29 protein-coding genes are annotated in these 26,041 nt (G+C 69.6%); 9 read left to right on the top strand and 20 right to left on the bottom strand.

Annotated features, from left to right (window positions below):
• Positions 1-218 precede the first annotated feature (218 nt).
• The 5 genes from DL519_RS39365 to DL519_RS39345 all read left to right on the top strand — a co-directional run bounded on the left by DL519_RS39365 (position 219) and on the right by DL519_RS39345 (position 3,855).
• Positions 219-1,244 (top strand): ABC transporter substrate-binding protein, encoded by a 1,026-nt coding sequence (locus DL519_RS39365; RefSeq protein ID WP_317891422.1) that lies wholly within the window; start codon positions 219-221, stop codon positions 1,242-1,244.
• On the top strand, positions 1,241-2,272 hold the full coding sequence (locus DL519_RS39360) for a FecCD family ABC transporter permease (protein ID WP_190822446.1): 1,032 nt from the start codon (positions 1,241-1,243) through the stop codon (positions 2,270-2,272). The genes DL519_RS39365 and DL519_RS39360 overlap by 4 nt, the downstream gene beginning before the upstream one ends.
• Positions 2,269-3,042: an ABC transporter ATP-binding protein gene (locus DL519_RS39355; RefSeq protein ID WP_190822444.1), complete on the top strand. Its 774-nt coding sequence runs from the start codon at positions 2,269-2,271 to the stop codon at positions 3,040-3,042. Before DL519_RS39360 ends, DL519_RS39355 begins: the two co-directional genes overlap by 4 nt.
• A gap of 230 nt (positions 3,043-3,272) precedes the next feature.
• Positions 3,273-3,509, top strand: coding sequence for a type II toxin-antitoxin system RelE/ParE family toxin (locus DL519_RS39350; RefSeq protein ID WP_263399841.1), 237 nt, complete (start codon positions 3,273-3,275; stop codon positions 3,507-3,509).
• A 1-nt stretch (position 3,510) separates the two neighbouring features.
• Complete coding sequence (locus DL519_RS39345; protein ID WP_190822440.1) at positions 3,511-3,855, top strand: helix-turn-helix domain-containing protein; 345 nt, start codon at positions 3,511-3,513, stop codon at positions 3,853-3,855.
• 23 nt (positions 3,856-3,878) lie between these two features.
• On the opposite strand, the gene lgt is transcribed toward DL519_RS39345, so the two are convergent.
• The 6 genes from lgt to DL519_RS39315 all read right to left on the bottom strand — a co-directional run bounded on the left by lgt (position 3,879) and on the right by DL519_RS39315 (position 10,642).
• Positions 3,879-4,937: a prolipoprotein diacylglyceryl transferase gene (lgt, locus tag DL519_RS39340; protein WP_190822438.1), complete on the bottom strand. Its 1,059-nt coding sequence runs from the start codon at positions 4,935-4,937 to the stop codon at positions 3,879-3,881.
• A 331-nt stretch (positions 4,938-5,268) separates the two neighbouring features.
• Positions 5,269-6,063, bottom strand: a complete 795-nt coding sequence (gene trpA / locus DL519_RS39335) for a tryptophan synthase subunit alpha (RefSeq protein ID WP_190822436.1) — start codon at positions 6,061-6,063, stop codon at positions 5,269-5,271.
• Positions 6,060-7,328, bottom strand: coding sequence for a tryptophan synthase subunit beta (gene trpB, locus DL519_RS39330; RefSeq protein ID WP_190822434.1), 1,269 nt, complete (start codon positions 7,326-7,328; stop codon positions 6,060-6,062). Before trpB ends, trpA begins: the two co-directional genes overlap by 4 nt.
• 51 nt (positions 7,329-7,379) lie before the next feature.
• Positions 7,380-8,189 carry an indole-3-glycerol phosphate synthase TrpC gene (gene trpC, locus DL519_RS39325; RefSeq protein WP_190822432.1) on the bottom strand — a complete coding sequence of 270 codons (810 nt, stop codon included), beginning with the start codon at positions 8,187-8,189 and terminating at the stop codon, positions 7,380-7,382.
• A 277-nt stretch (positions 8,190-8,466) separates the two neighbouring features.
• Positions 8,467-9,087: a Trp biosynthesis-associated membrane protein gene (locus DL519_RS39320; RefSeq protein WP_190822430.1), complete on the bottom strand. Its 621-nt coding sequence runs from the start codon at positions 9,085-9,087 to the stop codon at positions 8,467-8,469.
• The gene (locus DL519_RS39315) at positions 9,065-10,642 is read right to left on the bottom strand and encodes an anthranilate synthase component I (protein WP_190822428.1); all 1,578 of its coding nucleotides are present in this window, start codon (positions 10,640-10,642) and stop codon (positions 9,065-9,067) included. The genes DL519_RS39320 and DL519_RS39315 overlap by 23 nt, the downstream gene beginning before the upstream one ends.
• 89 nt (positions 10,643-10,731) lie before the next feature.
• On the opposite strand from DL519_RS39315, the gene DL519_RS39310 reads away from it, so the two are divergent.
• Complete coding sequence (locus DL519_RS39310) at positions 10,732-11,355, top strand: TetR/AcrR family transcriptional regulator (RefSeq protein ID WP_190822426.1); 624 nt, start codon at positions 10,732-10,734, stop codon at positions 11,353-11,355.
• Between the two features lie 3 nt (positions 11,356-11,358).
• Here DL519_RS39310 and hisI read toward each other — a convergent pair whose 3' ends face one another.
• From hisI to DL519_RS49245, 6 genes are read right to left on the bottom strand one after another with little or no spacing between them, the layout of a single operon-like run.
• Positions 11,359-11,709, bottom strand: coding sequence for a phosphoribosyl-AMP cyclohydrolase (gene hisI / locus DL519_RS39305; protein ID WP_190822424.1), 351 nt, complete (start codon positions 11,707-11,709; stop codon positions 11,359-11,361).
• Complete coding sequence (gene hisF, locus DL519_RS39300; protein ID WP_190822422.1) at positions 11,706-12,479, bottom strand: imidazole glycerol phosphate synthase subunit HisF; 774 nt, start codon at positions 12,477-12,479, stop codon at positions 11,706-11,708. The genes hisI and hisF overlap by 4 nt, the downstream gene beginning before the upstream one ends.
• Positions 12,480-12,525: 46 nt before the next feature.
• Positions 12,526-13,257, bottom strand: a complete 732-nt coding sequence (priA, locus tag DL519_RS39295; protein ID WP_190822419.1) for a bifunctional 1-(5-phosphoribosyl)-5-((5-phosphoribosylamino)methylideneamino)imidazole-4-carboxamide isomerase/phosphoribosylanthranilate isomerase PriA — start codon at positions 13,255-13,257, stop codon at positions 12,526-12,528.
• 32 nt (positions 13,258-13,289) lie between these two features.
• Positions 13,290-13,490 (bottom strand): hypothetical protein, encoded by a 201-nt coding sequence (locus tag DL519_RS39290; RefSeq protein WP_190822418.1) that lies wholly within the window; start codon positions 13,488-13,490, stop codon positions 13,290-13,292.
• A complete protein-coding gene (hisH, locus tag DL519_RS39285; protein WP_190822416.1) occupies positions 13,487-14,116 on the bottom strand; it encodes an imidazole glycerol phosphate synthase subunit HisH in 630 nt (209 codons plus the stop codon). The genes DL519_RS39290 and hisH overlap by 4 nt, the downstream gene beginning before the upstream one ends.
• 51 nt (positions 14,117-14,167) lie before the next feature.
• Entirely contained in the window at positions 14,168-14,293 is a 126-nt protein-coding gene (locus DL519_RS49245) for a hypothetical protein (protein WP_263399770.1), read from the bottom strand.
• A 96-nt stretch (positions 14,294-14,389) separates the two neighbouring features.
• Between DL519_RS49245 and soxR the strand changes: the two genes are divergently transcribed.
• Positions 14,390-14,848 (top strand): redox-sensitive transcriptional activator SoxR, encoded by a 459-nt coding sequence (gene soxR, locus DL519_RS39275; RefSeq protein ID WP_317891421.1) that lies wholly within the window; start codon positions 14,390-14,392, stop codon positions 14,846-14,848.
• An 89-nt stretch (positions 14,849-14,937) separates the two neighbouring features.
• Here soxR and DL519_RS39270 read toward each other — a convergent pair whose 3' ends face one another.
• Both DL519_RS39270 and DL519_RS39265 read right to left on the bottom strand, forming a co-directional pair.
• A complete protein-coding gene (locus DL519_RS39270; RefSeq protein WP_190822414.1) occupies positions 14,938-15,618 on the bottom strand; it encodes a response regulator in 681 nt (226 codons plus the stop codon).
• A complete protein-coding gene (locus DL519_RS39265) occupies positions 15,615-17,249 on the bottom strand; it encodes a sensor histidine kinase (RefSeq protein ID WP_190822412.1) in 1,635 nt (544 codons plus the stop codon). Before DL519_RS39265 ends, DL519_RS39270 begins: the two co-directional genes overlap by 4 nt.
• A 144-nt stretch (positions 17,250-17,393) precedes the next feature.
• On the opposite strand from DL519_RS39265, the gene DL519_RS39260 reads away from it, so the two are divergent.
• On the top strand, positions 17,394-18,764 hold the full coding sequence (locus DL519_RS39260) for a cation:dicarboxylate symporter family transporter (RefSeq protein WP_190822410.1): 1,371 nt from the start codon (positions 17,394-17,396) through the stop codon (positions 18,762-18,764).
• A gap of 60 nt (positions 18,765-18,824) precedes the next feature.
• On the opposite strand, the gene DL519_RS39255 is transcribed toward DL519_RS39260, so the two are convergent.
• From DL519_RS39255 to DL519_RS39240, 4 genes are all read right to left on the bottom strand, one after another.
• The gene (locus DL519_RS39255) at positions 18,825-20,231 is read right to left on the bottom strand and encodes a CBS domain-containing protein (RefSeq protein ID WP_223840048.1); all 1,407 of its coding nucleotides are present in this window, start codon (positions 20,229-20,231) and stop codon (positions 18,825-18,827) included.
• A 335-nt stretch (positions 20,232-20,566) separates the two neighbouring features.
• Positions 20,567-22,657, bottom strand: coding sequence for a phosphocholine-specific phospholipase C (locus tag DL519_RS39250; RefSeq protein ID WP_190822406.1), 2,091 nt, complete (start codon positions 22,655-22,657; stop codon positions 20,567-20,569).
• Positions 22,658-22,826: 169 nt separating this feature from the next.
• Complete coding sequence (locus DL519_RS39245) at positions 22,827-23,003, bottom strand: DUF397 domain-containing protein (protein ID WP_190822404.1); 177 nt, start codon at positions 23,001-23,003, stop codon at positions 22,827-22,829.
• The gene (locus DL519_RS39240; protein WP_223840047.1) at positions 23,000-23,869 is read right to left on the bottom strand and encodes a helix-turn-helix domain-containing protein; all 870 of its coding nucleotides are present in this window, start codon (positions 23,867-23,869) and stop codon (positions 23,000-23,002) included. The genes DL519_RS39245 and DL519_RS39240 overlap by 4 nt, the downstream gene beginning before the upstream one ends.
• Positions 23,870-24,023: 154 nt before the next feature.
• Here DL519_RS39240 and DL519_RS39235 point away from each other — a divergent pair, with 154 nt between their 5' ends.
• On the top strand, positions 24,024-24,236 hold the full coding sequence (locus DL519_RS39235) for a hypothetical protein (RefSeq protein ID WP_190822402.1): 213 nt from the start codon (positions 24,024-24,026) through the stop codon (positions 24,234-24,236).
• A gap of 57 nt (positions 24,237-24,293) precedes the next feature.
• Here DL519_RS39235 and hisB read toward each other — a convergent pair whose 3' ends face one another.
• Entirely contained in the window at positions 24,294-24,911 is a 618-nt protein-coding gene (hisB, locus tag DL519_RS39230) for an imidazoleglycerol-phosphate dehydratase HisB (RefSeq protein WP_190822400.1), read from the bottom strand.
• Positions 24,908-26,026: a histidinol-phosphate transaminase gene (locus DL519_RS39225; RefSeq protein WP_190822398.1), complete on the bottom strand. Its 1,119-nt coding sequence runs from the start codon at positions 26,024-26,026 to the stop codon at positions 24,908-24,910. The genes hisB and DL519_RS39225 overlap by 4 nt, the downstream gene beginning before the upstream one ends.
• Positions 26,027-26,041: the final 15 nt, after the last annotated feature.

Here is a 26,041-nt window from a genome sequence, read left to right as displayed (position 1 = left end):
TGGGTCGCACGCGGGGTAGTCCCAGTTCCGCAGGCCACTCACGCGCGGCTCGGACGGCCGATCTTCTCCTGATATCTTTCCAGCTCAGAGTGCCCGCGCTGCGGGTGCTCGCGGGACGCCAGCGCCAAGCGAAACCGGTGTGAACCCGGTGCTGTGCCGCAACTGCGATGGCCCGCCCCCGGGCGGGCACAAGCCAGGTCGCCTTGCGCGTGGCGTCGATGTCCGCCACCTCCGGTGCAGGGGTGCGGCGTCGGCTGCCCGGCCACGCCTGCCCGACCGCACCGGCCGAACGTAGGGAAGACATGACCGGGTTCCGCCGACTCGCCACCCTGCTGCTCGCGATGCTCGCCCTGCTCGCCGGGGTCACCGCGTGCGCCACCCGCCCCCGCTCCGATGCCCCCGCCCCGGCCGACGACCCGGCCGCTGCTTTCCCGGTCAAGGTCGAGCTGCCCGGCTCGCCGCCGGTGACGCTCCCGCAGCAGCCGAAGCGGATCATCTCGCTGTCCCCGACCGCCACCGAGACGCTGTACGCGATCGGCGCCGGCGACCAGGTCATCGCGGTGGACCAGTACTCGAACTTCCCGGCGCAGGCGCCGCGCACCGACCTCTCCGGCTTCACCGCGGATGCGGCAGCCGTCGGCGCGCACACCCCCGACCTGGTCATCGCCCCGGACAACGCCGCGAAGCTGGCCGAGGGGCTGAAGGTGGTCAACGTGCCGACGCTGCTCACCCCGTCGGCGACGACGCTGGAGGACGCCTACCAGCAGATCGAGGTCCTCGGGCAGGCCACCGGGCACACCAAGCAGGCCGCGCAGCTGGTCGACCGGATGCGCTCGCAGATCGACGAGATCGTCCGCAACACTCCGCGCCCGCCGCAGCCGCTGAGCTACTTCCACGAGGTCAGCCCGGACTACTACACCGCGACCTCGCAGAGCTTCGTCGGCAGCGTCTACGGCCTGTTCGGGCTGCACAACATCGCCGACCCGGCCGGCGGCAAGTTCCCGCAGCTGTCCGAGGAACACGTCGTGCAGGCCAACCCAAACCTGATCTTCGTCGCGGACACCAAGTGCTGCCAGGTCAACGCGGCGGCGGTGGCGGCCCGGCCGGGCTGGAACACCCTGGACGCGGTGCAGCACGGCCGCATCATCGGACTCGACGACGACATCGCCGGCCGGTGGGGCCCGCGGGTGGTCGACCTGGTGCGCGCGATCGGCGACGGCGTCGCCAAGGCGCAGCACGGGTGACCGAAGCGCTCAGCCCGGCCCGCGCGCCCCTGAGGCAGACCAAGCTGCGCCCGCGCCACCTGCTGGTCGCGTTGGTGGTGCTGCTGGCGAGCATCCTGCTGTCGGTGCTGCTCGGCGCCGCCGAACTCGGCTGGCAGCGGGTGCTCGGGGAGATCGTCGCGCAGCTGACCGGCGGCATGTCGCCGCTGTCCGAGCGGGAGGCGGCGATCCTGTGGCAGCTGCGGGTGCCCCGGGTGGTGCTCGGCGTGCTGGTCGGGGCCGCGCTGGCGGTGTCCGGGGCGGCCTTCCAGGGCGTGTTCCGCAACCCGCTGGCCGACCCGTACCTGCTGGGCGCCGCGTCCGGGGCCGGGTTGGGCGCCACCCTGGTGATCACCACCGCGCCGTCCGTCCCGGTGCAGTTCGCGGCGTTCGCCGGCGCGCTCGGCGGCGTTGGCCTGACCTGGCTGGTCGGCCGCTCCGCCGGCCGGGACACCGCGACGCTGGTGCTGGCCGGGGTCGCGGTCGGGGCGTTCCTCACCGCCGGGCAGACGTTCGTGCAGCAGCTGCGCGTGGAGACGCTGGAGCAGGTCTACATGTGGATCCTTGGGCGGCTGACCACCACCGGCTGGCGGGAAGTGCTGATCGTGCTGCCCTACCTGGCGATCTCGGCGGTCGTGCTCTGCACCTGCGCGCGGCTGCTGGACCTGCTGGGCACCGGCGATGAGGAGGCGGCCGCGCTGGGCGTGCACCCGGGGTGGGTGCGGCTGCTGGTGCTCACGGCCGCGTCGCTGGCCACCGCCGCGGCGGTGTCGGTGGCCGGGCTGATCGGGTTCGTCGGACTCGTGGTGCCGCACCTGGTGCGGCTGGCGGTCGGCGGCAGCTTCCGGATCATCGTGCCGCTGTCGCTGCTGTTCGGCGGGGCGTTCCTGGTCGTCGCGGACATGCTCGCCCGAACCGTGCTGGCCCCGGCCGAGATCCCGATCGGCGTGATCACGGCGTTCACCGGCGCGCCGTTCTTCGCGGTCCTGCTGCACCGGAGGCGCGCATGAGCACCCTGGAGGTGCACGAGCTGTCGGCCGGATACCGTCGCAGCACGGTGCTTTCCGACATTTCGACCACCGTGGACAATGGCGGCTGGCTGGGCATCATCGGGCCCAACGGGTCGGGCAAGTCGACGCTGCTGAAGGCCGTCGCGGGACTGGTGCGGCACCACGGCCGGGTGCTGGTCGACGGCCGCCCGCTGGCCTCGCTGCGCCGCCGCGAACGCGCCCAGGCGGTCGGCTACGCGCCGCAGATCCCCCAGCTGCCGATCGGCCTGACGGTCACCGACTACGTCCTGCTCGGCCGCACCCCGCACCTGGGTGTGCTGGGGCGGGAAGGGCCCGAGGACCTGGACGTGGCCGGTTCCCTGCTGGAGCGGCTGGACCTGACGCGACTCGCGGACCGAGCCCTGTCGACGCTGTCCGGCGGCGAACGCCAACGGGCCGTGCTGGCCCGAGCCCTCGCCCAACGGGCCGGCGTCCTGCTGCTCGACGAGCCGACCACGGGCCTGGACGTCGGACACGCCCAGGCCCTGCTCGACCTGGTCGACGAACTGCGCGGGGAGCTGGGCACGACGGTGGTCATGACGCTGCACGACCTGACCCTCGCGGCCCAGTACGCCGAGCGCCTGCTCCTCCTCGACGAGGGCCGCGTGGTGGCCGAGGGGACCCCGGCAGAGGTCCTGACCCCGACGGCCCTGGCGGAGCGCTACACGGCCCGGGTCGCGGTCCTGCACGCCCCCGACGGCTCCCCGGTCATCACCCCGATCCGCGCGTGATCAGTCGACGGAACCGTGTTCCGCCATGCGGCTTCCCGATCGGAATCTGCGCCACCCGCCACCCGATGTGATCACACCAGAAGAATAGCATCGACACGATATCTCGCGCTCGCTATATTCGGACGGTGCCCCAGGAAAGCGGTGGTGGACAATGGATCATCGTGGTGTCGCCAGAAGTCGAGCGCTGGTACTGCAGCTTGAAGAACCGAGAGCGTGCCGTGGCAGACCGAATGTTCAACCTGCTCGCGGAGTTCGGCCCACTGCTGGGCATGCCGCACAGCAGGCATCTCGGTGGCGGATTGCGCGAACTGAGGTTCCATTGCGAAGGAGTCGACCGCCGGGTGACCTACTTCCTCGACCCCGACCACCTCGCAATCGTCTTGACGACGTTCCGGAAGCAGCGATCGAACGAACGGCGCGAGGTCGCTCGCGCTCGAGTAGCCATGAGGCACAAGCGGAGGCCATGAGATGACCTGGAAGAAGCTCGATCAGATTCGCCGCGAGAATCCGGTTGCCGACCAGGAGGAGTACGACGAGTCGTACGCGGAAGCCTCGCTGGCATTCGAGCTTGCGCGGCTGGTGTACGGGCTGCGCACGAACGCGGGGCTGACCCAGACCGAGCTCGCGAAGCGGATGGGCACCACACAGTCCTCGGTCGCGCGCTGGGAGAGCGGCGGCAGCCTGCCGACCATAGACCTGCTCGACCGACTCGGGCAGGCCGTCGGTGTCCGGCTGGAGCTGGTGGCATCGCAGCACGACCCCACCGGTTCCAAGGACTCGCCGAGCGGCGCGGTGGCCTTCGGCGCCCGGTAGGCGCGTACCGGGCGCGCCAAAGGTCAGTCCTTCGTGTCCTTGGCGCCGTCGGCGCTTCGCGCCTCCGCGTGCTCGCCCTCCGGGCCGTCGTCCTTGCCCGCCGGGCCGTCGTCCTCACCGGCGTCGGTCGTCGCCTTCGGCTCCTCGGCGTCCGCCTGCTCCGGCGGCGCAGCGGTGTCGTCGTCGCCGGGCATCGGCTTGCCGCGCAGCAGCTCGGGGTCCTCGCGCTTGCCCCGCACCAGCACCAGGTACAGGACCGCGAGGGCGAAGACGATCAGAGAGGTGAAGACGTTGATTCGGACGCCGAGGATGTGCGTGGCGTCGTCGGTGCGCATCATCTCGATCCACAGCCGGCCCGCCGTGTAGCCCGCGACGTAGAGCGCGAACACCCGGCCGTGGCCCATCCGGAACTTGCGGTCCGCCCAGATGACCAGGAGGAAGACACTGAGATTCCACAGCAGCTCGTACAGGAACGTCGGGTGCACAACCGTGATCGGTGTGCTGTCCATCGCCACACCGGTGATGGGGTCCGCGAGCCCGGTCGCCGGGTCGATGCGCCGGTAGATCTCCAGGCCCCAGGGCAGGTCCGTCGGCGCGCCGTAGAGCTCCTGGTTGAACCAGTTGCCGAGACGGCCGATCGCCTGCGCCAGGATGATGCCGGGCGCGACGGCGTCGGCGAACGCGGACAGCGGCACGCCCCGGCGGCGGCAGCCGATCCAGGCGCCGACCGCGCCGAGCGCCACCGCGCCCCAGATGCCCAGGCCGCCTTCCCACACCTTGAGGGCGTCCAGCGGGTTGCGGTCCGGCCCGAAGTACTTGTACCAGTCGGTCGCGACGTGGTAGAGCCGACCGCCGACCAGCCCGAACGGCACCGCGAACACCGCGATGTCGATGACCGTGCCCTCGCGTCCGCCGCGCGCCACCCAGCGGCGGCTGCCGATCCATACGGCCGCGATGATGCCGGCGATGATGCACAGCGCGTAGGCGCGCAGCGGGATCGGGCCGATGAACCAAACCCCCTGCGGCGGGCTGGGGATGTTGGCCAGGAACGGACTCGCCAAGGCTGCAACCGGGGCACTCACGCCGCTAACCGTATCGGTCGCTCGACGAAAGTTGAGCACCACCCGGTCTCGACGAGGTGAACGGTCCGTTCGCTCCAGCTGGGGAGCGAACGGACCGTTCACACCAGTCCCAGCCGCCTCAGCTTTTGCCGGCGAACGGACCGTTCGTCTCGCTAGGAGCCTGTTGCGTTTTCGGCGAAAACGGCTGAACCGAAGTACCAAATCAGTCTCGATCGCCGCCGTTTGTCCGCCAGTGGCCATCTCAGCCGTGATCGATCGATCACGGTCCGTGGTAGGCGTAATTTTGCAACAGGCTCCTAGGAGGTGCGAACAGGCCGTTCGCTTCAGGAAGTCAGCGCGACCGGACGCCGCGGGCGAGTTCCGCGACGAGCTCGCGGACGCCCGCTGGGCCATCCTGCTCGGCGCGGGTGACGAAGGCGGAGCCGACGATGACGCCGTCGGCGAAGCCCGCCACCTCGGCGACCTGCTCGCCGGAGCGCACACCGAGCCCGACGCCGATCGGCAGGTCGGTGTGGGCGCGGGTGCGCTGCACCAGTCCGGCCGCGGCCGCGCCGACGCTCTCGCGCGCGCCCGTCACGCCCATCACGGAGGTGGCGTAGACGAAGCCGCTGGTGGCCTTGGCGGTCAGCGCCAGCCGCTCCTCGGTCGACGACGGGGCGACCAGGAAGATCCGGTCCAGGCCGTGCGCGTCGGTCGCGGCGATCCAGTCCTCCCCCTCGTCCGGGATCAGGTCCGGCGTGATCACGCCGAGCCCGCCGGCCGCCTTGAGGTCGCGGGCGAACGCGTCCGGGCCGTAGTGGTGCACCGGGTTCCAGTAGGTCATCACCACGGCGTGGCCACCGGCGTCGGCGATCGAGGACACCACGTCGAAGGCGTCCCGCAGCCGGAAGCCGGCGCGCAGCGCCTTGTCGCTGGCCGCCTGGATGGTAGGTCCGTCCATCACCGGGTCGGAGAACGGGATACCGACCTCGACGATGTCGCAACCGGTCGAGCCGTCGGTGCCGGTCAGCATCGCCGAGAACAGTTCCTTGGACTCCTCGACGGTCGGGAACCCGGCCGGCAGGTAGCCGATGAGGGCCGCCCGCTGCTCTTCCCGGCAGGCCTGGAAAACCTCGCGCAGGTTCACCGCGACTCCTCCTTGCTCTCGTCGACGAGCCCGAAGTACTTCGCCGCGGTGTCCATGTCCTTGTCTCCTCGACCGGAGAGGTTGACCAGGATGATCGCGTCCGGGCCGAGCTCCTGGCCGAGCTTGATCGCGCCGGCCAGCGCGTGCGCCGACTCGATGGCCGGGATGATGCCCTCGGTGCGCGACAGCAGCCGGAAAGCCTGCATGGCCTCGTCGTCGGTGATCGAGCGGTACTCGGCGCGCCCGATGTCCTTCAGGTAGGAGTGCTCGGGCCCCACGCCCGGGTAGTCCAGTCCGGCGGAGATCGAGTAGGCCTCGATGACCTGCCCGTCGTCGTCCTGCAGCAGGTACGAGCGGGCCCCGTGCAGCGTGCCGGGGGTGCCCTCGCAGAGGGTGGCGCCGTGCTCCCCGGAGGAGATGCCGTGCCCGCCGGGTTCGAAGCCGACCAGCCGCACGCCCGGGTCGTCGATGAAGCCGTGGAAGATGCCGATGGCGTTGGAGCCGCCGCCGACGCAGGCCGCGACCACGTCGGGCAGCCGACCGGTCAGTTCGAGCACCTGCCGGCGGGCCTCGTCGCCGATGACCTTGTGGAAGTTGCGCACCATCATCGGGAACGGGTGCGAACCGGCGGCGGTGCCCAGCAGGTAGTGGGTGTGGTCGACGTTGGTGACCCAGTCGCGCAGCGCCTCGTTGATGGCGTCCTTGAGGGTCGCCGAGCCGCTGTTGACCGGGATGACCTCGGCGCCCAGCAGCCGCATCCGGGCGACGTTGAGGGCCTGCCGCTCGGTATCCACCTTGCCCATGTAGACGACGCATTCGAGGTCGAGCAGCGCGCAGGCCGTCGCGGTGGCGACGCCGTGTTGCCCGGCGCCGGTCTCGGCGATGACCCGGCGCTTGCCCATCCGCTTGACCAGCAGCGCCTGCCCCAGCACGTTGTTGATCTTGTGCGAGCCGGTGTGGTTGAGGTCCTCGCGCTTGAGCAGGATGCGCGCGCCGCCGGCGTGCTCGGCGAACCGCTTCGCCTCGGTCAGCAGCGACGGCCGCCCGGCGTAGTTGCGCAGCAGGTCGTCGAGTTCGGCGAGGTACTGCGGGTCGCCCTGCGCCTTGGCGTACTCGGCGGCGAGCTCGTCCTGGGCGGCGATCAGCGCCTCGGGCATGAACCGGCCGCCGTAGACACCGAAGTGCCCGCGCTCGTCCGGGTCGTGCCCCTCCGGCACGGGCTTGCCCGGGCGGTGGGCGCGCGCGGTCTCTGCGCCTACGGTCATTGCCTTACCTCCTGTGCCTCGCCGACCCCTGAACCCGTGAAACCGGTCCGACTACCGGCTCGGCCGCGGGCACGCGGGGTGCGACCCGGCGGTCACCAGCTGGGTGACGGCCGTCTTGGGATTATCGCTGGTCACCAGGCCCTCGCCGACCAGCACCGCGTCCGCACCGGACCCTGCGTAGGCCATCAGGTCGCTCGGCCCGCGGACCCCGGACTCGGCGATCTTGAGGATCTCCTGCGGCAGTCCCGGAGCGATCCGGCCGAACACGTCGCGGTCCACTTCGAGCGTATGCAGATTGCGCGCGTTGATGCCAATTACTTTCGCGCCGGCCTCCAGCGCGCGGTCGGCTTCCTCGGCGGTGTGCACCTCGACGAGCGCGGTCATGCCCAGGGACTCGACCCGGTCCAGCAGCGCTTCGAGCGCGTTCTGCTCCAGTGCCGCCACGATGAGCAGCACCATGTCCGCGCCGTGCGCCCGGGCCTCGTGCACCTGGTACGGGCTGACGATGAAGTCCTTGCGCAGCAGGGGCGTGTTGACCCTGGCGCGGACCGCGTCGAAGTCGGCCAGCGAGCCGCCGAAGCGGCGCCGCTCGGTGAGCACGCTGATCACGCGCGCACCGGCGGCGGCGTAGTCGGCGGCGAGATCGGCCGGCTCGCCGATCTCGGCCAGCTCGCCCTTGGACGGGCTGCGCCGCTTCACCTCCGCGATGACGCCCACGCCCGGCGCCCGCAGCGCGGCGAGCACGTCGTGCGGCGGCGCCGCGGCAGCTGACAACTGCTTGATCTCGTCGAAGGAGATCGCGGATTCGCGAACTGCAAGATCTTCGCGAACACCTTCGATGATGGATTCCAGAACGGTCACGCGAACACCTCGCCGACCGTGCCCCACACACTCGCCTTCATGTCGGTCCGCAAGCAACTGGATGCGCAGATGAACTCATTGCGCTCGATCACGACACTCCCCTTCCCGCCGTGCCGTCGCATGGCCGATGCTAAACCTCACCGGCCACGGGTCCCACCAAGGGGGTGGCCCAACGTCCCTGCACAACAAGGACCTTCGGCCCTGGCGGCGTGGTCGGGCACCCGTTCGGAACCGTCCCGAACTGGCTTTTCCACCCTTCGGTTAATTTGAAATACTTTCAACGATCCTGTTCGTCAGTTGGATCGCGCCCGGCGTCCAAGTCGTTCCACATCTGGCGCTCCGGATCGTGGGATCTCGGCTTCGCGGCACCCGGGGCCGAATACTTCGCACCCATCGCAGGCATTCTGCCCGCGCGGAACGCCACCAGCAGCCCGGCGACGAACAGCAGCAGCGCACCCGCGGCCATCAGCAGCGGCCCGTACGGCTGGCTGGACAGCTCACCGATCGGCGTGCTGCCCGGCGGCACGTCAGCGGGCTTCCCGGTCGCAAACCAGCCGGAGGTGTAGAGCTGGGCCGCCCGCCAGGCCAGCAGGCCGCCCGCGACCGCGATGAGGACACCCACCACGCGCCGGAACAACCCGCCGGTCGCCAGCACCGCCGCGACGGCGGCGAGTGCCGCGAGCGCCATCGGCACCAGCTCCGGGCGCAGGTCCTCGCCGGTGAACCCGCCCGTGACCTCGGTGCCGAACGGCGTGCGGTAGCGCTGGCCGACCCAGGTGAGCGCGCTGGCGCCCCACATCAATCCGGCTGCGACCAGCGCCAGCAGCACCACCGACCACAGCAGGCCCTTCGACCGCGCGGGCCGCGCAGTCGTCTCAGATCCCGGCTCTGTGGTCAACCCGCTCCCCCGTCGCCTGATCGCTGGCCGGCCGCGACAGCGTCTCCGCCGTCGCCACCGCGTTGAGCACCGCGCGCGCCTTGTTCAGGCACTCCTGGTCCTCGGCCACCGGGTCGGAGTCGGCCACGATGCCGCCGCCGGCCTGCACGTACGCGGTGCCGTCGCGCACCAGCGCGGTGCGGATCGCGATCGCGGTGTCGGCGTCTCCGGCGAAGTCCAGGTAGCCCACGACGCCGCCGTACTGGGCACGCCGGGTCGGCTCCAGCTCCTCGATCAGCTCCAGCGCGCGCGGCTTCGGCGCGCCGGAGAGCGTGCCCGCCGGGAAGCACGCGGCGATCGCGTCGAACGCCGTCTGCCCTTCGGCGAGCTGCCCGGTCACGGTGGACACGATGTGCATGACGTGGCTGTAGCGCTCGATGCGGAAGAAGTCGACGACGTGCACCGAACCCGGCTTGCAGACCCGGCCCAGGTCGTTGCGGCCGAGATCGACGAGCATCAGGTGCTCGGCGCGCTCCTTGTCGTCGTTGAGGAGCTCCTTCTCCAGCAGCGCGTCCTCGTCCTCGTCGGCACCCCGCCAGCGGGTCCCGGCGATCGGGTGCGTGGTCGCCTGCCCGTCGCGCACCGTGACCAGCGATTCGGGGCTGGAGCCGACGATGTCGAACGGCGTGCCGCCGTCCGGTGCCGCCAGCCGCAGCAGGTACATGTACGGGCTGGGGTTCGTCGTGCGCAGGACCCGGTAGATGTCGAGGGCGTCCGCGCTGGTCGTCATCTCGAACCGCTGCGAGACCACGACCTGGAACGCCTCGCCGTCCCGGATCGCCTCCTTGGCCTTCGCCACCGCCGCGTAATGCTCGTCGGGCTGGCGCCGCCGGACGAACTGCGGGCTCGGCCGGGAGAACGAGGCGATCGTGGGCGCGGCCGGGGTGCACAGCCGCTCGGTCATCTCGTCCAGCCGGCGCACCGCGTCGTCGTAGGCCGCGTCCACCCGCTCCGGGCTGTCGTCCCAGTTCACCGCGTTGGCAATGAGCGTGATGCTGCCCTCGTGGTGGTCCAGCGCGGCGAGGTCGGTGGCCAGCAGCATCACCATCTCGGGGATCTGCAGGTCGTCCTCGGTCAGGTTCGGCAGCCGCTCCAGCCGGCGGACCGCGTCGTAGCCGAGGTAGCCGACCATGCCGCCGGTCAGCGGCGGCAGCCCGGGCAGCGGATCGGTGTGCAGCAGCCGGACCGTCTCGCGCAGCGCCTGCAGCGGGTCGCCGCTGTCTGGCAGCCCCACCGGCGGGTTGCCCGTCCAGTGTGCTTGGCCGTCGCGGACGGTCAGCGCGGCCGCGCAGTGCGCACCCACGAAAGACCATCGCGACCAGGAGCGACCGTTCTCGGCGGACTCGAAGAGGAACGTTCCGGGGCGGTCCCCGGCGAGCTTGCGGTACACCCCGAGCGGGGTCTCGTCGTCCGCGAGCAACCGCCGCACCACCGGGATCACCCGGCGGCCCGCCGCCAGTGCGCGGAACTCCTCGCGTCCAGGGCTGATAGTGCCGATTTCACCGTCGCCGACCATGTCGTCATTGTGCCGCCCACCCGTTCCGGTCCGCGCGGGACCTCCACACCGCTTTGCCCCCGGGCCGCGGCGGCGGCCAGGATGGGCGGGTGGGCAGTGGAATCGACCAGAGCGGAACCGAGCCGAAACGCCGCGGGCGGCGGCGCAGCGGAGCCGACACCAGGGCTGCGCTGCTCGCTGCGGCGCGCGAGGTGTTCACCGAGCAGGGCTACGACTCGGCGACGGTGCGCGCCATCGCGGGCCGGGCCGGGGTCGATCCGGCGATGGTCAACCACTGGTTCGGCGGCAAGGAGGGGCTGTTCACCGCGGCGGTGCAAATCCCGGTCAACCCGGCCGAGGTGGTGCCGGAGTTGCTGGCGGGCGATCGGGAGCAGCTGGCCGAGCGGCTGCTGCGGCGGTTCCTGACCGTGTGGGACAATGCGGAGGGCGGCCAGTTCGCGGCCCTGGTCCGCAGCATCGCGGCCAACGAGAACGCGGTGGCGATGCTCCGGGAGTTCATCCAGAACGTGATGTTCAACCGGCTGATCAAGGTGCTCGGCGTGGACCAGCCGGAGCTGCGCGCGGCGTTGTGCGGGTCGCAGATCGTCGGGCTGGGAATGGCCCGCTACGTCGTCCACCTGGAGCCGCTGGCCTCGGCCGACCACGAGACCGTCGTGTCAGCGATCGGCCCCAACCTCCAGCGCTACCTCACCGGCGACATCTCCGGCCGGTGACCGTCAGCCTTCCGCTTCGAGCAGCACGTCCGCCTCGAAGCAGGTGTGGTCGCCGGTGTGGCAGGCCGCGCCTTCCTGGTCGACGACCAGCAGGACCGTGTCGCCGTCGCAGTCCAGGCGGACCTCGTGCACGTACTGGGTGTGGCCGGACGTCTCGCCCTTGATCCAGTACTGCTGGCGGCTGCGGGAGTAGTAGGTGCCGCGGCGGGTGGCGAGGGTGCGGTGCAGCGCCTCGTCGTCCATCCACGCCATCATCAGCACCTCGCCGGTGCCGCGCTGCTGCGCGACCGCCGCGACGAGCCCGTCCGGGTTGCGCTTGAGCCGGGCCGCGATCGCCGGGTCCAGACCGCTCATCGAACCGTGATCCCTTCCGCCCGCATGGCGTCCTTGACCTCGCCGATCCGCAGCTGTCCGAAGTGGAACACGCTGGCGGCCAGCACCGCGTCGGCCCCGGCGCGCACCGCAGGGGCGAAGTGCTCGACCGCGCCGGCCCCGCCGCTGGCGATCAGCGGCACGTCGACGACCTCGCGCACCGCGCGGATCATCTCCAGGTCGAAACCGGCCTTGGTGCCGTCGGCGTCCATCGAGTTCAGCAGGATCTCGCCGACGCCGAGCCGCTGGCCCTTCGCGGCCCACTCCACGGCGCAGATCCCGGTTCCGCGCCGACCGCCGTGCGTGGTGACCTCGTAGCCGGACGGCGTCGGCTGGCCGCCTTCGGGCACGCGCCGCGCGTCGACGGACAGCACGATGCACTGGGCGCCGTAGCGCTGCGAGGCCTCGCTGAGCAGCTCGGGCCGGGCGATCGCCGCCGTGTTCAGGCTGACCTTGTCCGCCCCGGCGCGCAGCAGCCGGTTGATGTCGTCGGTGCTGCGCACGCCGCCGCCGACGGTCAGCGGGATGAACACCTGCTCGGCGGTGCGGCGGACCACGTCGAAGGTGGTCTCCCGGTCCGCCGAGGACGCCGTGACGTCGAGGAAGGTGAGCTCGTCGGCGCCCTCCGCGTCGTAGGCGCGGGCGAGCTCCACCGGGTCGCCGGCGTCCCTGAGGTTGGTGAAGTTGACGCCTTTGACGACCCGCCCCTGATCGACGTCCAGGCAGGGGATCACACGCACCGCAACGGCCATATCTCCAGGGTAGAGACACGGCCGTGCGGTGCGGTGGACGGGGCGCTCAGCGCACGGCTGCGAGGGCCTCTTCGAGCGTGAAGTTCCGGGCGTAGAGCGCCTTTCCGACGATCGAGCCCTCCAGGCCGACCGACGCGAGCTTCGACAGCTCCACCAAGTCGTCCACACTGGACACACCGCCGGAGGCGATCACCGGAGCTTCGGTACGGGCGCAGACCTCGCGCAACAGCGCGATGTTCGGCCCCTGCAGCGTGCCGTCCTTGCTGACGTCGGTGACCACGTAGCGGCGGCAGCCGGCGGCGTCCAGCCGGGCCAGCACCTCCCACAGGTCGCCGCCGTCCTTGGTCCAGCCGCGCGCGGCCAACCGGTGGCCCTGCTCGGTGATCCGCACGTCCAGCCCGACCGCGACCCGCTCGCCGTACTCGGCGACCACCCGGTCCGCCCACTGCGGGTTCTCCAGCGCGGCGGTGCCGAGGTTGACCCGCGCGCAGCCGGTGGCCAGCGCGGCCTCCAGCGAGGCGTCGTTGCGGATGCCACCGGAGAGCTCCACCTGCACGTCGAGCTTGCCGGTCACCTCGGCCAGCAGCGCCCGGTTCGAGCCCCGGCCGAACGCGGCGTCCAGGTCGACCAGATGGATCCACTCCGCCCCCGCGCGCTGCCAGGCCAGCGCGGCCTCCAGCGGGTCTCCGTAGGAGGTCTCGGTACCGGCGGCACCCTGCACGAGGCGCACTGCCTGACCGTCGGCAACGTCAACAGCGGGAAGTAGCGTGAATGTCACGCCCCAACCCTACGACGCCGCACCTGCCCTGCTCAGCGGCGGGTGCGGTCGCCTCGGGCCACGGCGACGACGGGCACCGCAAGCACGATCAGCACCAGCAGCAGCACCGTCCACAGCGGCACCCCGGCCTGCAGCAGGTAAGGCGCGCCGAGGCCCGCGATCATCCCCAACGCCAGGACCAGGGCAATCACCCGGACCGCTCGCGGCCCCAGCAGGCCGTGCCGCCGCGTCACAGGCTGTCCAGCCAGTTCCGCAGCAGCCGCGCGCCCGCCTCCCCGGACTTCTCCGGGTGGAACTGGGTCGCTGCCAGAGGCCCGTTCTCCACTGCGGCGACGAACGGTTCGCCGTGCTCGGCCCAGGTCACCAGCGGCGGCGCGATCGCGTCCGACGGCGGCAGCTGCCACTTGCGGACGCCGAAGGAGTGCACGAAGTAGAACCGGGTGCCCGGCTCGATCCCGGCGAACAGGGTGCTGCCCGCCGGCGGCTGCACCTCGTTCCAGCCCATGTGCGGCAGGATGTCGGCCTGCAGCCGCTCGACGGTGCCCGGCCACTGGCCGCAGCCGTTGGCCTGCATGCCGTGCTCGACGCCCTCGTCGAAGAGCACCTGCATGCCGACGCAGATCCCCAGGACGGGGCGGTCGCCGGCCAGCCGGTGGTCGATGATCTTGTCGCCGCCGACGTGGAGCAGGCCCTCCATGCACGCGGCGAACGCCCCGACACCGGGAACGACCAGCCCGTCGGCCTCCATCGCGGCACGATGGTCGGCGGTCACCTCGACGTCGGCCCCGACGCGCTGGAGCGCGCGTTCGGCGGAGCGGAGGTTGCCTGATCCGTAGTCCAAGATGACGACTCGTGCCACGGCCCCAGGCTACCCGGATGGCGCATCAGGCCACGTCGCGGGCGGCGCAGGTCACCTCGCCGCAGCGTCCAGGAAGTCCCGCACCGCCGCGCCGGTGCCGGTCGGGCCCAGGCCGTGCGCGGCTTCGTGCTCGTCGGCGGTGCCGTAGGCCCGCAGTTCCCCCCTCGCGGCTGACACCCAGCGCCAGCACCCGGTGCGGCGTGTCGGAGAAGTCAAGGCCCCAGAAGGGAAAATACCTGCACCATGCTCTAAGTTTCGGCTAACCTGGCGGACGTGTCCAAGCTACCGAAACTGCTGACCATCGGAGAGGTCGCACACCGCAGCGGGATCGCCCAGACCGCGCTGCGCTTCTACGAGCAGCGCGGCCTGATCGCCACCACCCGGACCTCCGGGAACCAGCGCCGCTACGACCGCTCGGTGCTGCGCCGGCTGGCGTTCATCCGCTCCGCGCAACGGGTCGGCCTGAGCCTGGAGCAGATTTCCGAGGCGCTGGCGACGCTGCCGGAGGACCACGCTCCGACCAAGGCAGACTGGGCGCGGCTGTCCCGCCGCTGGCGGGACGAGCTGGACGCCCGGATCGACGGCCTGCAACGGCTTCGCGACCGCCTGACCGGCTGCATCGGCTGCGGCTGCCTCTCGCTGCGCACCTGCGCCCTGCACAATGCCGACGACAAGCTGGCGGAATTCGGCCCGGGAGCACCCCTCCTCCGCCCCATAGCCGACCGCCCCTGACCGTCCGCGCGCCACTAGTTACCGCAATTTCAATGGAAATCGAAGGTCCAATTTCCATTGAAATTGCGGCATCGGGAAAGGGCTTCCGGTCAGGCTTCGCCGATCCAGCGGTAGGCCATCTCGGGGCGGCCGACCGCGCCGTAGAGCGGGCGGCGCTCAGCCATGCCCTTGTTGACCAGGTATTCCAGGTACCGGCGGGCGGTCACCCGCGACACCCCGATGGCTTCGCCGACCGCCCCCGCCGGAGCTCCCCCGGGGTTGGCGCGCAGCCCCGAGACGACCGCCGCGAGCGTCTCCTCGCCCATGCCCTTCGGCAACGCCGCTCGGTCGACGCCGCGTAGCGCGGAGAACGCCCGGTCGATCTCGGCCTGGCTGCTTACCTCCCGATCGTGCCCCAGGCTGGCCCGGAAGCGCGCGTAGTGCTCCAGCTTCTCCCGCATCGCCGCGAACGTGAACGGCTTGAGGAGGTACTGCACCACGCCGCTGGAGACCGCGGCCCGGACCACCTTGAGGTCGCGGGCCGAGGTCACCGCGATCACATCGGCGTTGCTGCCCGCGGTACGCAGCGCCCGCGCGACCTGCAGCCCGTCCATGTCGGGCAGCCGCAGGTCGAGCAGCACCAGGTCGACCGAGGTGCGTTCGACGAACCGCAGGGCTTCCTGGCCGGTGCGGACCCGGCCGGCCACCGCGAAGCCGGCAACGCGGTTGACATAGGTCTCGTGCGCCTCACCCACCAGCGGGTCGTCTTCGACGACGAGGACCGAGATCACCGAGCCGCGTCCGATCCCCGGCACCCCGAACGGCTGGGCAACAGCACGGTGAACACCGCGCCGCCCTCGTTGTGCACGTCGATGCTGCCGCGGTGGCGGCGCACGCTCTGCCCGACCAGCGCGAGCCCGAGCCCGCGGCCGTCATCCTTCGTCGACCAACCGCGCTGGAAGACCCGCTGCGCGCTCCCCGGATCGACCCCCGGCCCGTTGTCGGCGACCCGGATCAGCACACCGTCCTCAGTGGACCGGAGGGTCACCTCCACTCGCGGGCGCGCGCTTTCCATCGTCGCCTCGACGGCGTTGTCGATCAGGTTCCCGAGGATGGTCACCAGGTCCCGGGAGTCGATGTGCCCCACGTCGACGTCGTCGATCTCAGTGTCGGCGCTCAACACGACCTCCACTCCGCGCTCCCCTGCCTCGGCGCTCTTGCCCAGCAGCACCGCGGCGAGCACCGACTCGCCGACCGCCCCGACCACCCGATCGGTCAGCTGCTGGGCGAGCCGCAGCTCGGCGGTGGCGAACGCGACGGCTTCCTCGGCGCGGCCCAGCTCGATCAGCGACACCACGGTGTGCAGCCGGTTCGCCGACTCGTGGGCCTGGGAGCGCAGCGACTCGGCGAACCCGCGCATCGAGTCGAGCTCGCCACTCAACGCCTGCAGTTCGGTGTGGTCGCGCAGCGTGACCACGGTGCCCAGGTCGCGCTCGCCGCTGCGGATCTGCGAGACGTTGACCAGCAGCACGCGGTCGTCGGTCAGGTGGACCTCGTCGCGCACTGCCCGCCCCGTCGCGAGAGTCTCCACAAGGGACTGCGGGAGGCCGAGCTCGGACACGTGCTTGCCTTCGGTTTCGACGGGATCCAGCGAGAGCAACACAGCGGCACCATCGTTGCACAACGTGATCCGCCCGGACGGCGCCACCAGCAGCAATCCCTCGCGCACCGCGTGCAGGATCGCGTCGTGGTACTCGTACATGCGGCTGAGCTCGGCCGGCTGCAGCCCGTGGGTGTGGCGCCGGATCCGGGCGCTGACCAGGTACGTGAGCAGCCCGCCGACCAGCAGCGCCCCCACCGCGACCACGACCAGCACGGTCACCTGCTCGCGCAGCTCGGCGGTGAGCATCTGCACCGTGATGCCGTCCGACACCAGTCCCACCAGCCGGTGCGCGTCGTCGTAGACCGGCACCACCGCGCGCACCGACGGGCCGAGCGTGCCGGTGTAGGTCTCGGTGAACACCTGCCCGGCCACGGCCTGCTCGATGTGCCCGATGAACGGCTGCCCGATGCGCGTCGGGTCCGGGTGCGTGTAGCGGATGCCGGCCGGGGACATGATCGTGATGAAATCGACGCCGGTCTCGGCCCGGACGCGTTCGGCCAGCGGCTGCAGCGTGGCCGTCGGGTTCGGCGCGGTCAGCCCGTCGCGCACCGCGGGCTGCGCGGCCAGGACGCGGGCCACCGTGACGACCTTGTCCGCGGCCTTCTCCTCGTTGCGCTGCCCAGCGTCGTACCAGGCCAGCAGGGCTCCGGTGAGCACCACGATGGCCACGACGACCACCTGGAGCACGAACAGCTGGCGGGCCAGGCTCCAGCGTGGCCGGACGCGGCCGAACCAGTTCCGGTCATCGGCGGAAGGCATGACAAACCCGTGTCGGATAGGTGAACACAATGAACAGAAGCGTGACGCAGACGATACCTGGCGCAGATAGTCTCATCCGGCCGGACCGTGACCTGGGACACGGCTGGTACGAGTGTGACCCGGTATCCCAGTAGGAGTGCAACAGTGGCAAGCAACGACGCTGCGCAGACACACCGTCGGGATCGAACGCATTACCTGTACATCGCGGTGATCGCCGCAGTCGTGGCAGGCATCGCCGTCGGCTTCATCGCGCCCGACCTCGGCAAGGCCCTCAAGCCGCTGGGTACCGGGTTCGTCAACCTGATCAAGATGATGATCTCGCCGGTCATCTTCTGCACCATCGTGCTCGGCGTGGGCGGCGTGCGGAAGGCCGCCAAGGTCGGCAAGGTAGGCGGCCTCGCGCTGGCCTACTTCATGGTCATGTCCGTGGTGGCGCTGGTCATCGGCCTGCTGGTGGGCAACGTGCTGCACCCCGGTGAGGGCCTGCACATCACCGACTCGCTGCGCGGCCAGGGTGCACAGCAGGCCGGTGACGGCGCCGAGAGCACCGCCGACTTCCTGCTCGGGATCATCCCGCACACCCTCGTTTCCTCGTTGACCGAGGGACAGGTGCTGCAGACGCTGCTGGTCGCATTGCTGGCCGGTTTCGCGCTGCAGGCGATGGGCGACAAGGGCGCGCCGATCCTGCGCGGCATCGAGCACATCCAGCGGCTGGTGTTCAAGATGCTGGCGATGGTCATGTGGGCGGCGCCGGTCGGCGCGTTCGGTGCGATCGCCGCGGTCGTCGGCGCGACCGGGGTGCAGGCGCTCAAGGGCCTGGCCGTGATCATGCTCGGCTTCTACACCACCTGCCTGCTGTTCGTGTTCCTGGTGCTGGGCCCGGTCCTGTGGATGTTCGCGCGGGTCAACATCTTCTCGCTGCTGCGCTACCTGGGACGCGAGTTCCTGCTGATCGTGTCCACCTCGTCGTCGGAGGCGGCGCTGCCACGGCTGATCGCGAAGATGGAGCACCTCGGGGTGAGCAAGCCGGTGGTGGGCATCACGGTGCCGACCGGCTATTCGTTCAACCTGGACGGCACCATGATCTACCTGACCATGGCGTCGCTGTTCATCGCGAGCGCGCTGGGCGACCCGCTGGCGCTGGGCGAGCAGGTCGGGCTGCTGCTGTTCATGATGATCGCCTCGAAGGGCGCGGCGGGCGTCAGCGGCGCCGGGCTGGCCACCCTGGCCGGCGGGCTGCAGTCGCACCGGCCGGAACTGCTGGACGGCGTCGGCCTGATCGTGGGCATCGACCGGTTCATGTCCGAGGCGCGGGCGCTGACCAACTTCGCGGGCAACGCGGTCGCGACCGTCCTCATCGGCGCGTGGACCAAGGAGATCGACCGCGACCAGATGAAGCAGGTGTTCGCGGGCGAGAGCCCGTTCAACGAGCAGTCCTTCGTCGACGATGGCCACGGCGGCGCCACCCCGGCCGACGAAGAACCCGAAAAGGTCGCGGCGGCAACGAAGAGCTGACACCAAGCAGAAGGGCCCGGTCCTCTTGCAGTGACCGGGCCCCTTCTGCGTTTCGCCTGATCAATCCCGCGGATCGACGGTGCGCAGCATCCGGACGAACCCCGTCAAGCAATCAAGCTGAGCGTTGTTCAGCGGGTCCGGGGTGAAATGCATTAGCTCGTTACGTATTTCACGTACCTGGTCCAACCGGTCGAGGAAAACCTCGTGATCGAGCGGCCATTCAAGCCGCCGCCAATGCTCAGTCGGCTCGAGCAGATACTTGTAGTTCCCGAGGGTGAGGTCCGCGGCCGAACTGATCGTACTGCGACGTCGTCGGGGAGCCACGTTCTGGATTTCCTCGAGGCTGAATGCTTCGTCCACCCGCCGACGCAGCCTCCGCTCGGCTTCCTCGATCAGCACGAACGGGCGAGCGGTGTCCCCGAACTGACCGGTGAGATCCGCTGTCGTCACGATACCGCTGATCGACTGGTCCGCTCCGCGGACGAAGACGTAGCCACTGCGGTAGATCTCATCCAGCTGACTCAACAGATCTTCACGATGATCGACAGTCCGGGCAGGGACGATCACGTGCGATACCTGGGTGGCTGACCGCGACATGCTGGACTGGCCGATCGACTCCCAACTGACCGCGCCCCGCAAGTTTCCCTCGCCATCGATTACCGCCAGCTGCGAATAGTTGTCGGCGAGCATCCGAGTCGTCGCCTTTGAAAGTTTGTCCTCAGGCCGCACACTTGCGACACCGTTGTTCGCCGGCTTCAGCATGCCCAACCGCAACGTGATGGGCGGGAATTCGGATACGTCTTGGGTGTTCTCGGTCGATGCGCGGCTGTCCAACGCTTCCGACTCACCGGGTTCTTCGCCGACGGGCACGATCTCGACCACGTTGTCGATCCAGCCCTCGGTGAACGGCGGCTTGGTGGTGAGCCCGAGCTCGCTCAGATCGGTCTCGATCGCAGCGATGTTGGCCGGGGTGCGACGGACGAGGCCCCAACAAGCCAGCAATTCCCTGATCGACAGCCGGATCGGGGACTTCGGATCGGCGGCAACGGCTTTGTCGACCAGTTCCCGCGGCGTGCGCACGCCATGCCGCTCGTGCTCGTCCGCAGATGGCCCAGGATCCACCCCCTCCGCCGCGAGTGCCGCCACCCGCTCGGCAGCCTGGAAGCGCTGCAACCGACAGATCGTCAAGAGCGAACCCATGCTGTCCAGCAGATCCCGTTGGACCGAATCACGCGGAACGTCTTTGCGGATCCAATCCACCGCACGGACGTGCTGAAAGCCGGGAGGCGCGTCGGAGTCGAAGCGGTACGGCCCGCTGACGCGACCGATCGCGATCTGCTGCGATCGGGTCTTCAGCGGCATTACGACGTGGTCGCTCTCTTGGATTTCGGCGACGAGCCGCCACAGCTGACCCGTCCAGTTCGCCACGGTCGCTTTGCTATCGCCTGGATACGAATCTTCGATCACCCCGCGCACGTCTGATTTGGTGGTTAACCCGGTCAGATCACCGACCTCGTCCCAACCAGCTATCACCAAGCCCATGCTCAGGGCTCGGTCCTCTCGTTCACCTTCACGACCGCCGCGCACGAGCCACGCCGCAGATGACATACCCAGCTTCCTCCCGGCCACATGTCCTGATTCAGCTCGACATCGACCGAATTCGGCCGACTGCCAACCACGGATTCTAGCCAGCTGAGTAATCGCGTGATCACGCATTGCACATATCGGTGTGCAATGCCGGGCCGTGCGTGTTTTCGGGTGCTGTAGCGCCCGAAAACACGCACGGCACCTGACCGGCGGGGTCAGCCGGTGAGGCCCGGTGCGCCGTTCTCGACGCGGCCGGTTGCGCGACGCCGGAACGACTTGTCCTGGGCGGCGGTCACCTCGACGTCGTACCAGCCCTGGTCCGTCGGCCACGCCACGGTCTCCGCGCCGCCTGCGGCGAGCCGGACCTCGCGCTGCTCACCGGCCGCGTAGCCCAGGGACCGCAGGCGCAGCGTGACGGCCTCGCCGCCGTTGTTGCGCAGTTCCAGCGACAGCCCGCCGGAACGGGCGTCCGGGTTCGTCCGCACGTCGATGCCCGCCGCCTTGCCGCTGCGGGAACCGCTGAACTCGAACCAGAACCGGTTCGGCCCCTGCACCGCGAACCGGTAGTCCTCGCGCACCGGCACGTCCACCACCTGCTCGCCGCGGACGTCCACATGAGACGGTTCGGGCAGTTCTCCCGCGTACGGGTAGATCGTGAAGTGCGCGGAGCCCGGACCGGCGTTGCCGAGCCGCAGCCCGACCGCTTCCCCGTTCACCGCACCGGAGACATGCGGCTGGTACGGCAGCGCCCGCGCCGGCCGCCGCCCCTGCTCCTGCACCGGCAGTGCCTGCTCCGCCGGCGGCTTGGGGTGCCAGCGCTTGATCGGCTCGGGCACCAGGCCCGGCTCGGCGGGCTTCGGCGCCTTCGCCGCGTTCTCGAAGTCGAACACCGAGGTCAGGTCGCCGCACGCGGAGCGCCGCCAGGAGCTGATGTTCGATTCCTGGACACCGGTCCAGCGCTCCAGCAGCCGCAGCACCGACGTGTGGTCGAACACCTCGGAGTTGACGAAACCGCCGATCGTCCAGGGCGACACCACGGTCATCGGCACCCGCGGGCCGAGCCCGATCGGCTGGCCCTCGAAGTAGTCGTCGCCGTTGCCGGACTCCCGCTTCGGCGGCACCGGCGGCGGCACGTGGTCGAAAAAGCCGTCGTTCTCGTCGAAGTTGAGCAGCAGCGCGGTCTTCGACCAGATCTTCGGGTGGGCAATGGCGTCCAGCACGTCGTAGATCAGGTTCGCGCTGCCGACTGGCGTGGAGCTGCCCGGGTGCTCGGAATCGACAGCGGACGGAACCAGCCAGACCACCTTCGGCAGCCGCTTCGCCTTGATGTCGGCGCGGAGCCGCTGGACGAGCGTACCCGGCTCGCTGCGGTACATCGCGCGGTCGAACAGGCTGCGCTCGGCGTCGGTCAAGGCCGCGCGACCGGCCTCCAACTGCTTGAGCAGCCGTTGCTGCTCCGCGGCGGGCTTGTCGAAGAGGGCGGTGTAGAACTCCTCGGTGGTGCGGAAGTTCCCGTCCACCGAGGCGAGCATCTTGTGGCCGATCGCCTTGAACGTCTTGAAGTACTCGACCGCGTTGTCGGTGAAGTTGTCCCACTCCTGGTAGATCTGCCAGGAGAGTCCGGCCTTTTCGAGCCGCTCCGGGTACGTGGTCCACTCGTAGCCGGCGTGGTCGTAGCTGTAGGCGGCGTTGGTGACCGCGCGCTTCGTGGTGCCCGGCTCGTAGCCGGTGGTGCCGGTCCACAGGTAGTTGCGGTTCGGGTTGGTGGAGCCGAAAACCGAGCAGTGGTAGGCGTCGCAGATGGTGAACGTGTCGGCCAGCTCGTACTGCAGCGGGATGTCCTGCCGCTCGTAGTACGTCATGGTGGCGGCGGTCTTCGCGGCGATCCAGTCGTTGTTCCAGCCGCGCGCCCACGCCTTACCGCTGCCGCCCCAGCTGTGGTCGAGGTCGCCGAGGTACTGGATATCCGACACCGGCCGCCCCTCGCGCTCGGCGCCCTGCCGCAGCGAGAACGGCAGCACCTCACCGCCAGCGGTGGGCTGCTGGAACACGGTCCGGCCATCGGACTGCTGCAATGGCTGCCGGTCGCCGTAGCCGCGCACGCCGCGAAGCGTGCCGAAGTAGTGGTCGAAGGAACGGTTCTCCTGCATCAGCACGATGACGTGCTCGATCGCGTCCAAGCCGCCTTTGGGAGCGGGCCGCGCCATGGCCTCGTGCAGCGAAGGCGGCAGCAGTGAAGCGGCGGCTGCGCCGCCAACGACCCCGGCGGCACCGGTCAGAACCCGACGTCGAGAAACCTCAGTCACGAGCGGACATCGTCATCGACGAAAGCCAAGCGGCGGAATCCCCGCAGTGACGCAACAATGAACCACCCGTGTCAGCCGAACGGCGTAACCACCAGCACCCGGCCAACCACGCCGAGCAGCCGTTCTCCTGCTGGCGGCGGAAACATCGAACCGCGGCCGAGGAACCGGATCAGCGGAGCCGGTTCAGGAATGCACGCCAAGCGGCGTGGCTGACCGTGATGTGGCCAGCCTCCGGGACCTTCGAATCCCGGACACCCACAGCCTGGTCGGTTAATCGGACCTCGACACATGTATTGCTCGCGGCGGCACTGCGACTGCTCTTGAACCAGCCGGTGTCATAGCTCATTGCCCAAGCCCCTTCAGCTTGTCGATCAGCAGGTTGCGGGTCTGTTCCAAGTCCAACGCAAGATCCTGCACTCGCTCGAAGGCACGGAACATGGGCCCAGTGTCCTCTTCTTGATCGTGATAGATACCTGACCCATAGATCACCGAGACGAAGGCGATCTGCGGCGCTGCGCCCCCAAAGTCAAGAGTGATCAAGCCTCCGCCCAGCAACGGGTTGTTCCGCACATTGTTCGGCAACACCTGAACCATGACGTTCGGACGCTCACCGAGTTGAAGCAGATGCAGGATTTGACCACGCAACACGGAAATGCTGCCGACAGGCTGGTCCACTGCCGCCTCAGCCAGAACGAGGAAGACGTCCTTCGGATCGCCGGCTTCCAGGACCCGGCGCTGCTGCTCCAAGCGAAACGCGACCCGCATTTCCACCTCGTCCTCAGAGGAATCCCACCAGACGCCGTCACCTGACTCAATAACCGCACGAACGTAGTCGGCGGACTGAGCCAAGCCCGGCACAACGCCAGCTTCGTAGAACCCGATCGACTCGGCGTCGGCTTGGAGGTCGGCCAGGCGCTCGAACGCGAGCGGCAGTTGGTCGGCGTAGATGGGGCCGCGCTGGCGCTTCCTCGCCTGCACACCGAGGTCAAGGACCGTCTGCCGCTCAGTTGCGTTGACCCCGTAGAAGTCCAGAAGCGCGTTCAACTCCTCCGGGCTGAAGGAGCCTTTGGCCGTTTCGACCTGGCTGATGCGGGCCGTATTACGGCCGATCGCCTGGGCTGCCTGCTGCTGGGTCTTGCCCGCTCGGTCGCGGAAACGACGGAGCATCAGACCCAGTTGGCGGCGTTCCACGGTTTGACGTCCGGCTGGCACAGGAGCCTCCCTCGTCGGATGATCACCCAATTCGGGCAATGTCAAAGCTCGCCAACAATCCTTATCCTCATCACAAGGCTATTGCATGAGCCTTGAGATTTCCGTCCACTGAACCTTATCTAGTTCGGGTCTTGTGCCCGGAGGGGAGTCGGCTGTGTACCGAGGGCAAGGGGTTGAGACCGCCACGCTGGCCTGGATCTCGGAGACCGTCGAGGTCACGCACGAGTACGACGAGGGCGTCGACGAGGTGAATCTGATCTTCCGCGGTAACGACGAGCTCGTGCTCAGCTGCACGCGCCGCGGCTTTGCCGCGCTCAGCGACGCAGTCGACGCCGTCAACCGGGATCTGGTTACCCGGCCGGTTTGAGGTGAGGCGTCGTGAGTGCGAAAACCGGCTCCAACCGGTTTTCGCACCCAAGACCTCCTACAGGGCGCCCTTCGTGGACGGGACCACGCCGGCGAAGCGGGGGTCGGGTTCGACCGCCGCCCGCAGGGCTCGGGCGATCGCCTTGTACTGAGCTTCCGCGATGTGGTGCGGGTCGCGGCCGTGGATCACCCTGGTGTGCAGGTTGATCTGGGAGTGGAACGCCAGCGACTCGAACACGTGGCGGTTCAGGACGAACGGGTAGTTGCCGCCGATCGTGAAGCTGTTGAACTGCTCCGGTTCGCCCGTCATCACGCAGTACGAGCGGCCCGAGACGTCCACCGCCGCGTGCGCGAGTGTCTCGTCCATCGGGATCCAGGCGTCGCCGAAGCGGCGGATGCCCTTCTTGTCGCCGAGCGCCTGGCGCAGCGCCTGGCCGAGCACGATCGCGGTGTCCTCCACCGTGTGGTGCGCGTCGATGTGGATGTCGCCGGTCGACTTAACCTTCAGGTCGAAGGCCGCGTGGGTGCCCAGCGCGGTGAGCATGTGGTCGTAGAACGGCACCGTGGTGTCGATGTCGACCTGCCCCGTGCCGTCGAGGTCGAGTTCGACCAGCACCGAGGATTCCTTGGTGGTGCGTTCGACCCGGCCGACCCGGGTCCCGGGCTGGAATGTCACTTGCTGATCTCCTCGCTCACGACCTTGCTCGCCGCCAGGAAGGCGTCGTTCTCCTCCGGCGTGCCGATGGTGACCCGCAGGTGGCCGGGGATCCCGACGTCGCGGATCAGCACGTCGGCGTCCAGGTAGCGCTGCCACGCGCGGTGCGCGTCCGCGAACCGTCCGAAGAGGACGAAGTTGGCGTCGCTGGGCACCGGCGAGAAACCCTGCTCCCGCAACGCTTCCACGACCCGCTCGCGCTCGTCGACTAGCGCCCGCACTGAACCGAGGGTGGCCTCGGCGTGCCGCAGGGCCGCCCGCGCGGCGGCCTGGGTGACCACCGACAGGTGGTACGGCAGGCGCACCAGCAGCAGGGCGTCGATCACGGCCGGGGCCGCCGCCAGGTAGCCGAGCCGACCGCCGGCGAACGCGAACGCCTTGCTCATCGTGCGGCTGACGATCACCTTCGCCGGGTACTGCCGGATCAGCTCGATCGCGCTGGGCCGGGCGGAGAACTCGGCGTAAGCCTCGTCCACCACGACCACGCCGGGGGCGACGTCCAGGATCGCGCGCAGGTCGTCCTGCGACACCGACTGCCCGGTGGGATTGTTCGGGCTGGTCACGAACACCACGCTGGGCTGCTTCTCCGCGACGATGCGGGCGGCCTGCGCGCCGTCCAGGCTGAAGTCGTCGCGGCGCGGCGCGGGCAGCCAGTCGGTGCGGGTGCCCGCCGACAGGATCGGGTGCATCGAGTACGACGGAACGAAGCCGAGCGCGGTGCGGCCGGGCCCGCCGAAGGCCTGCAGGATCTGCTGCAGGACCTCGTTGGAGCCGTTGGCCGCCCACAGGTTCCCGGTCGCCAGTTGCACGCCGGTGGCCTCGGTCAGGTACGCGGCGAGGTCGGCGCGCAGCGCCGTGGCGTCGCGGTCCGGGTAGCGGTGCAGTACCGTGGCGGCTTCCTGCACCGCGGCGGTCACGTCGTCGACGAGTTCCTGCGGCGGTGGGTAGGGATTCTCGTTGGTGTTGAGCCGAACCGAGACGTCCAGCTGCGGCGCGCCGTAGGGGCTGCGGCCGCGCAGATCGTCGCGAAGCGGCAGGTCGGCCAGCGTCGTGTCGGCGCCGAGCACGTCACTCATGGGTTCTACCTTCGG

Origin of the sequence: Saccharopolyspora pogona, assembly GCF_014697215.1 — a bacterium.
GTDB classification, from domain to species: Bacteria; Actinomycetota; Actinomycetes; order Mycobacteriales; family Pseudonocardiaceae; genus Saccharopolyspora; species Saccharopolyspora hattusasensis.
The sequence above is the reverse complement of the archived record's forward strand: the minus strand, read 5'-3'. Positions and strand labels throughout refer to the sequence as shown.

Excerpts from the sequence above, each read along its gene's own strand:
- hisI (WP_190822424.1), bottom strand. The coding sequence starts at position 11,709 with ATGAGCGGTCTGGACCCGGCGATCGCGGCCCGGCTCAAGCGCAACCCG.
- DL519_RS39350 (WP_263399841.1), top strand. The coding sequence starts at position 3,273 with ATGTTCAACCTGCTCGCGGAGTTCGGCCCACTGCTGGGCATGCCGCAC.
- DL519_RS39365 (WP_317891422.1), top strand. The coding sequence starts at position 219 with ATGTCCGCCACCTCCGGTGCAGGGGTGCGGCGTCGGCTGCCCGGCCAC.
- DL519_RS39355 (WP_190822444.1), top strand. The coding sequence starts at position 2,269 with ATGAGCACCCTGGAGGTGCACGAGCTGTCGGCCGGATACCGTCGCAGC.
- DL519_RS39265 (WP_190822412.1), bottom strand. The coding sequence starts at position 17,249 with ATGCCTTCCGCCGATGACCGGAACTGGTTCGGCCGCGTCCGGCCACGC.
- DL519_RS39345 (WP_190822440.1), top strand. The coding sequence starts at position 3,511 with ATGACCTGGAAGAAGCTCGATCAGATTCGCCGCGAGAATCCGGTTGCC.
- DL519_RS39225 (WP_190822398.1), bottom strand. The coding sequence starts at position 26,026 with ATGAGTGACGTGCTCGGCGCCGACACGACGCTGGCCGACCTGCCGCTT.
- trpB (WP_190822434.1), bottom strand. The coding sequence starts at position 7,328 with ATGACCGTAGGCGCAGAGACCGCGCGCGCCCACCGCCCGGGCAAGCCC.
- hisF (WP_190822422.1), bottom strand. The coding sequence starts at position 12,479 with ATGGCCGTTGCGGTGCGTGTGATCCCCTGCCTGGACGTCGATCAGGGG.
- DL519_RS39315 (WP_190822428.1), bottom strand. The coding sequence starts at position 10,642 with ATGGTCGGCGACGGTGAAATCGGCACTATCAGCCCTGGACGCGAGGAG.
- DL519_RS39245 (WP_190822404.1), bottom strand. The coding sequence starts at position 23,003 with ATGAGCTATGACACCGGCTGGTTCAAGAGCAGTCGCAGTGCCGCCGCG.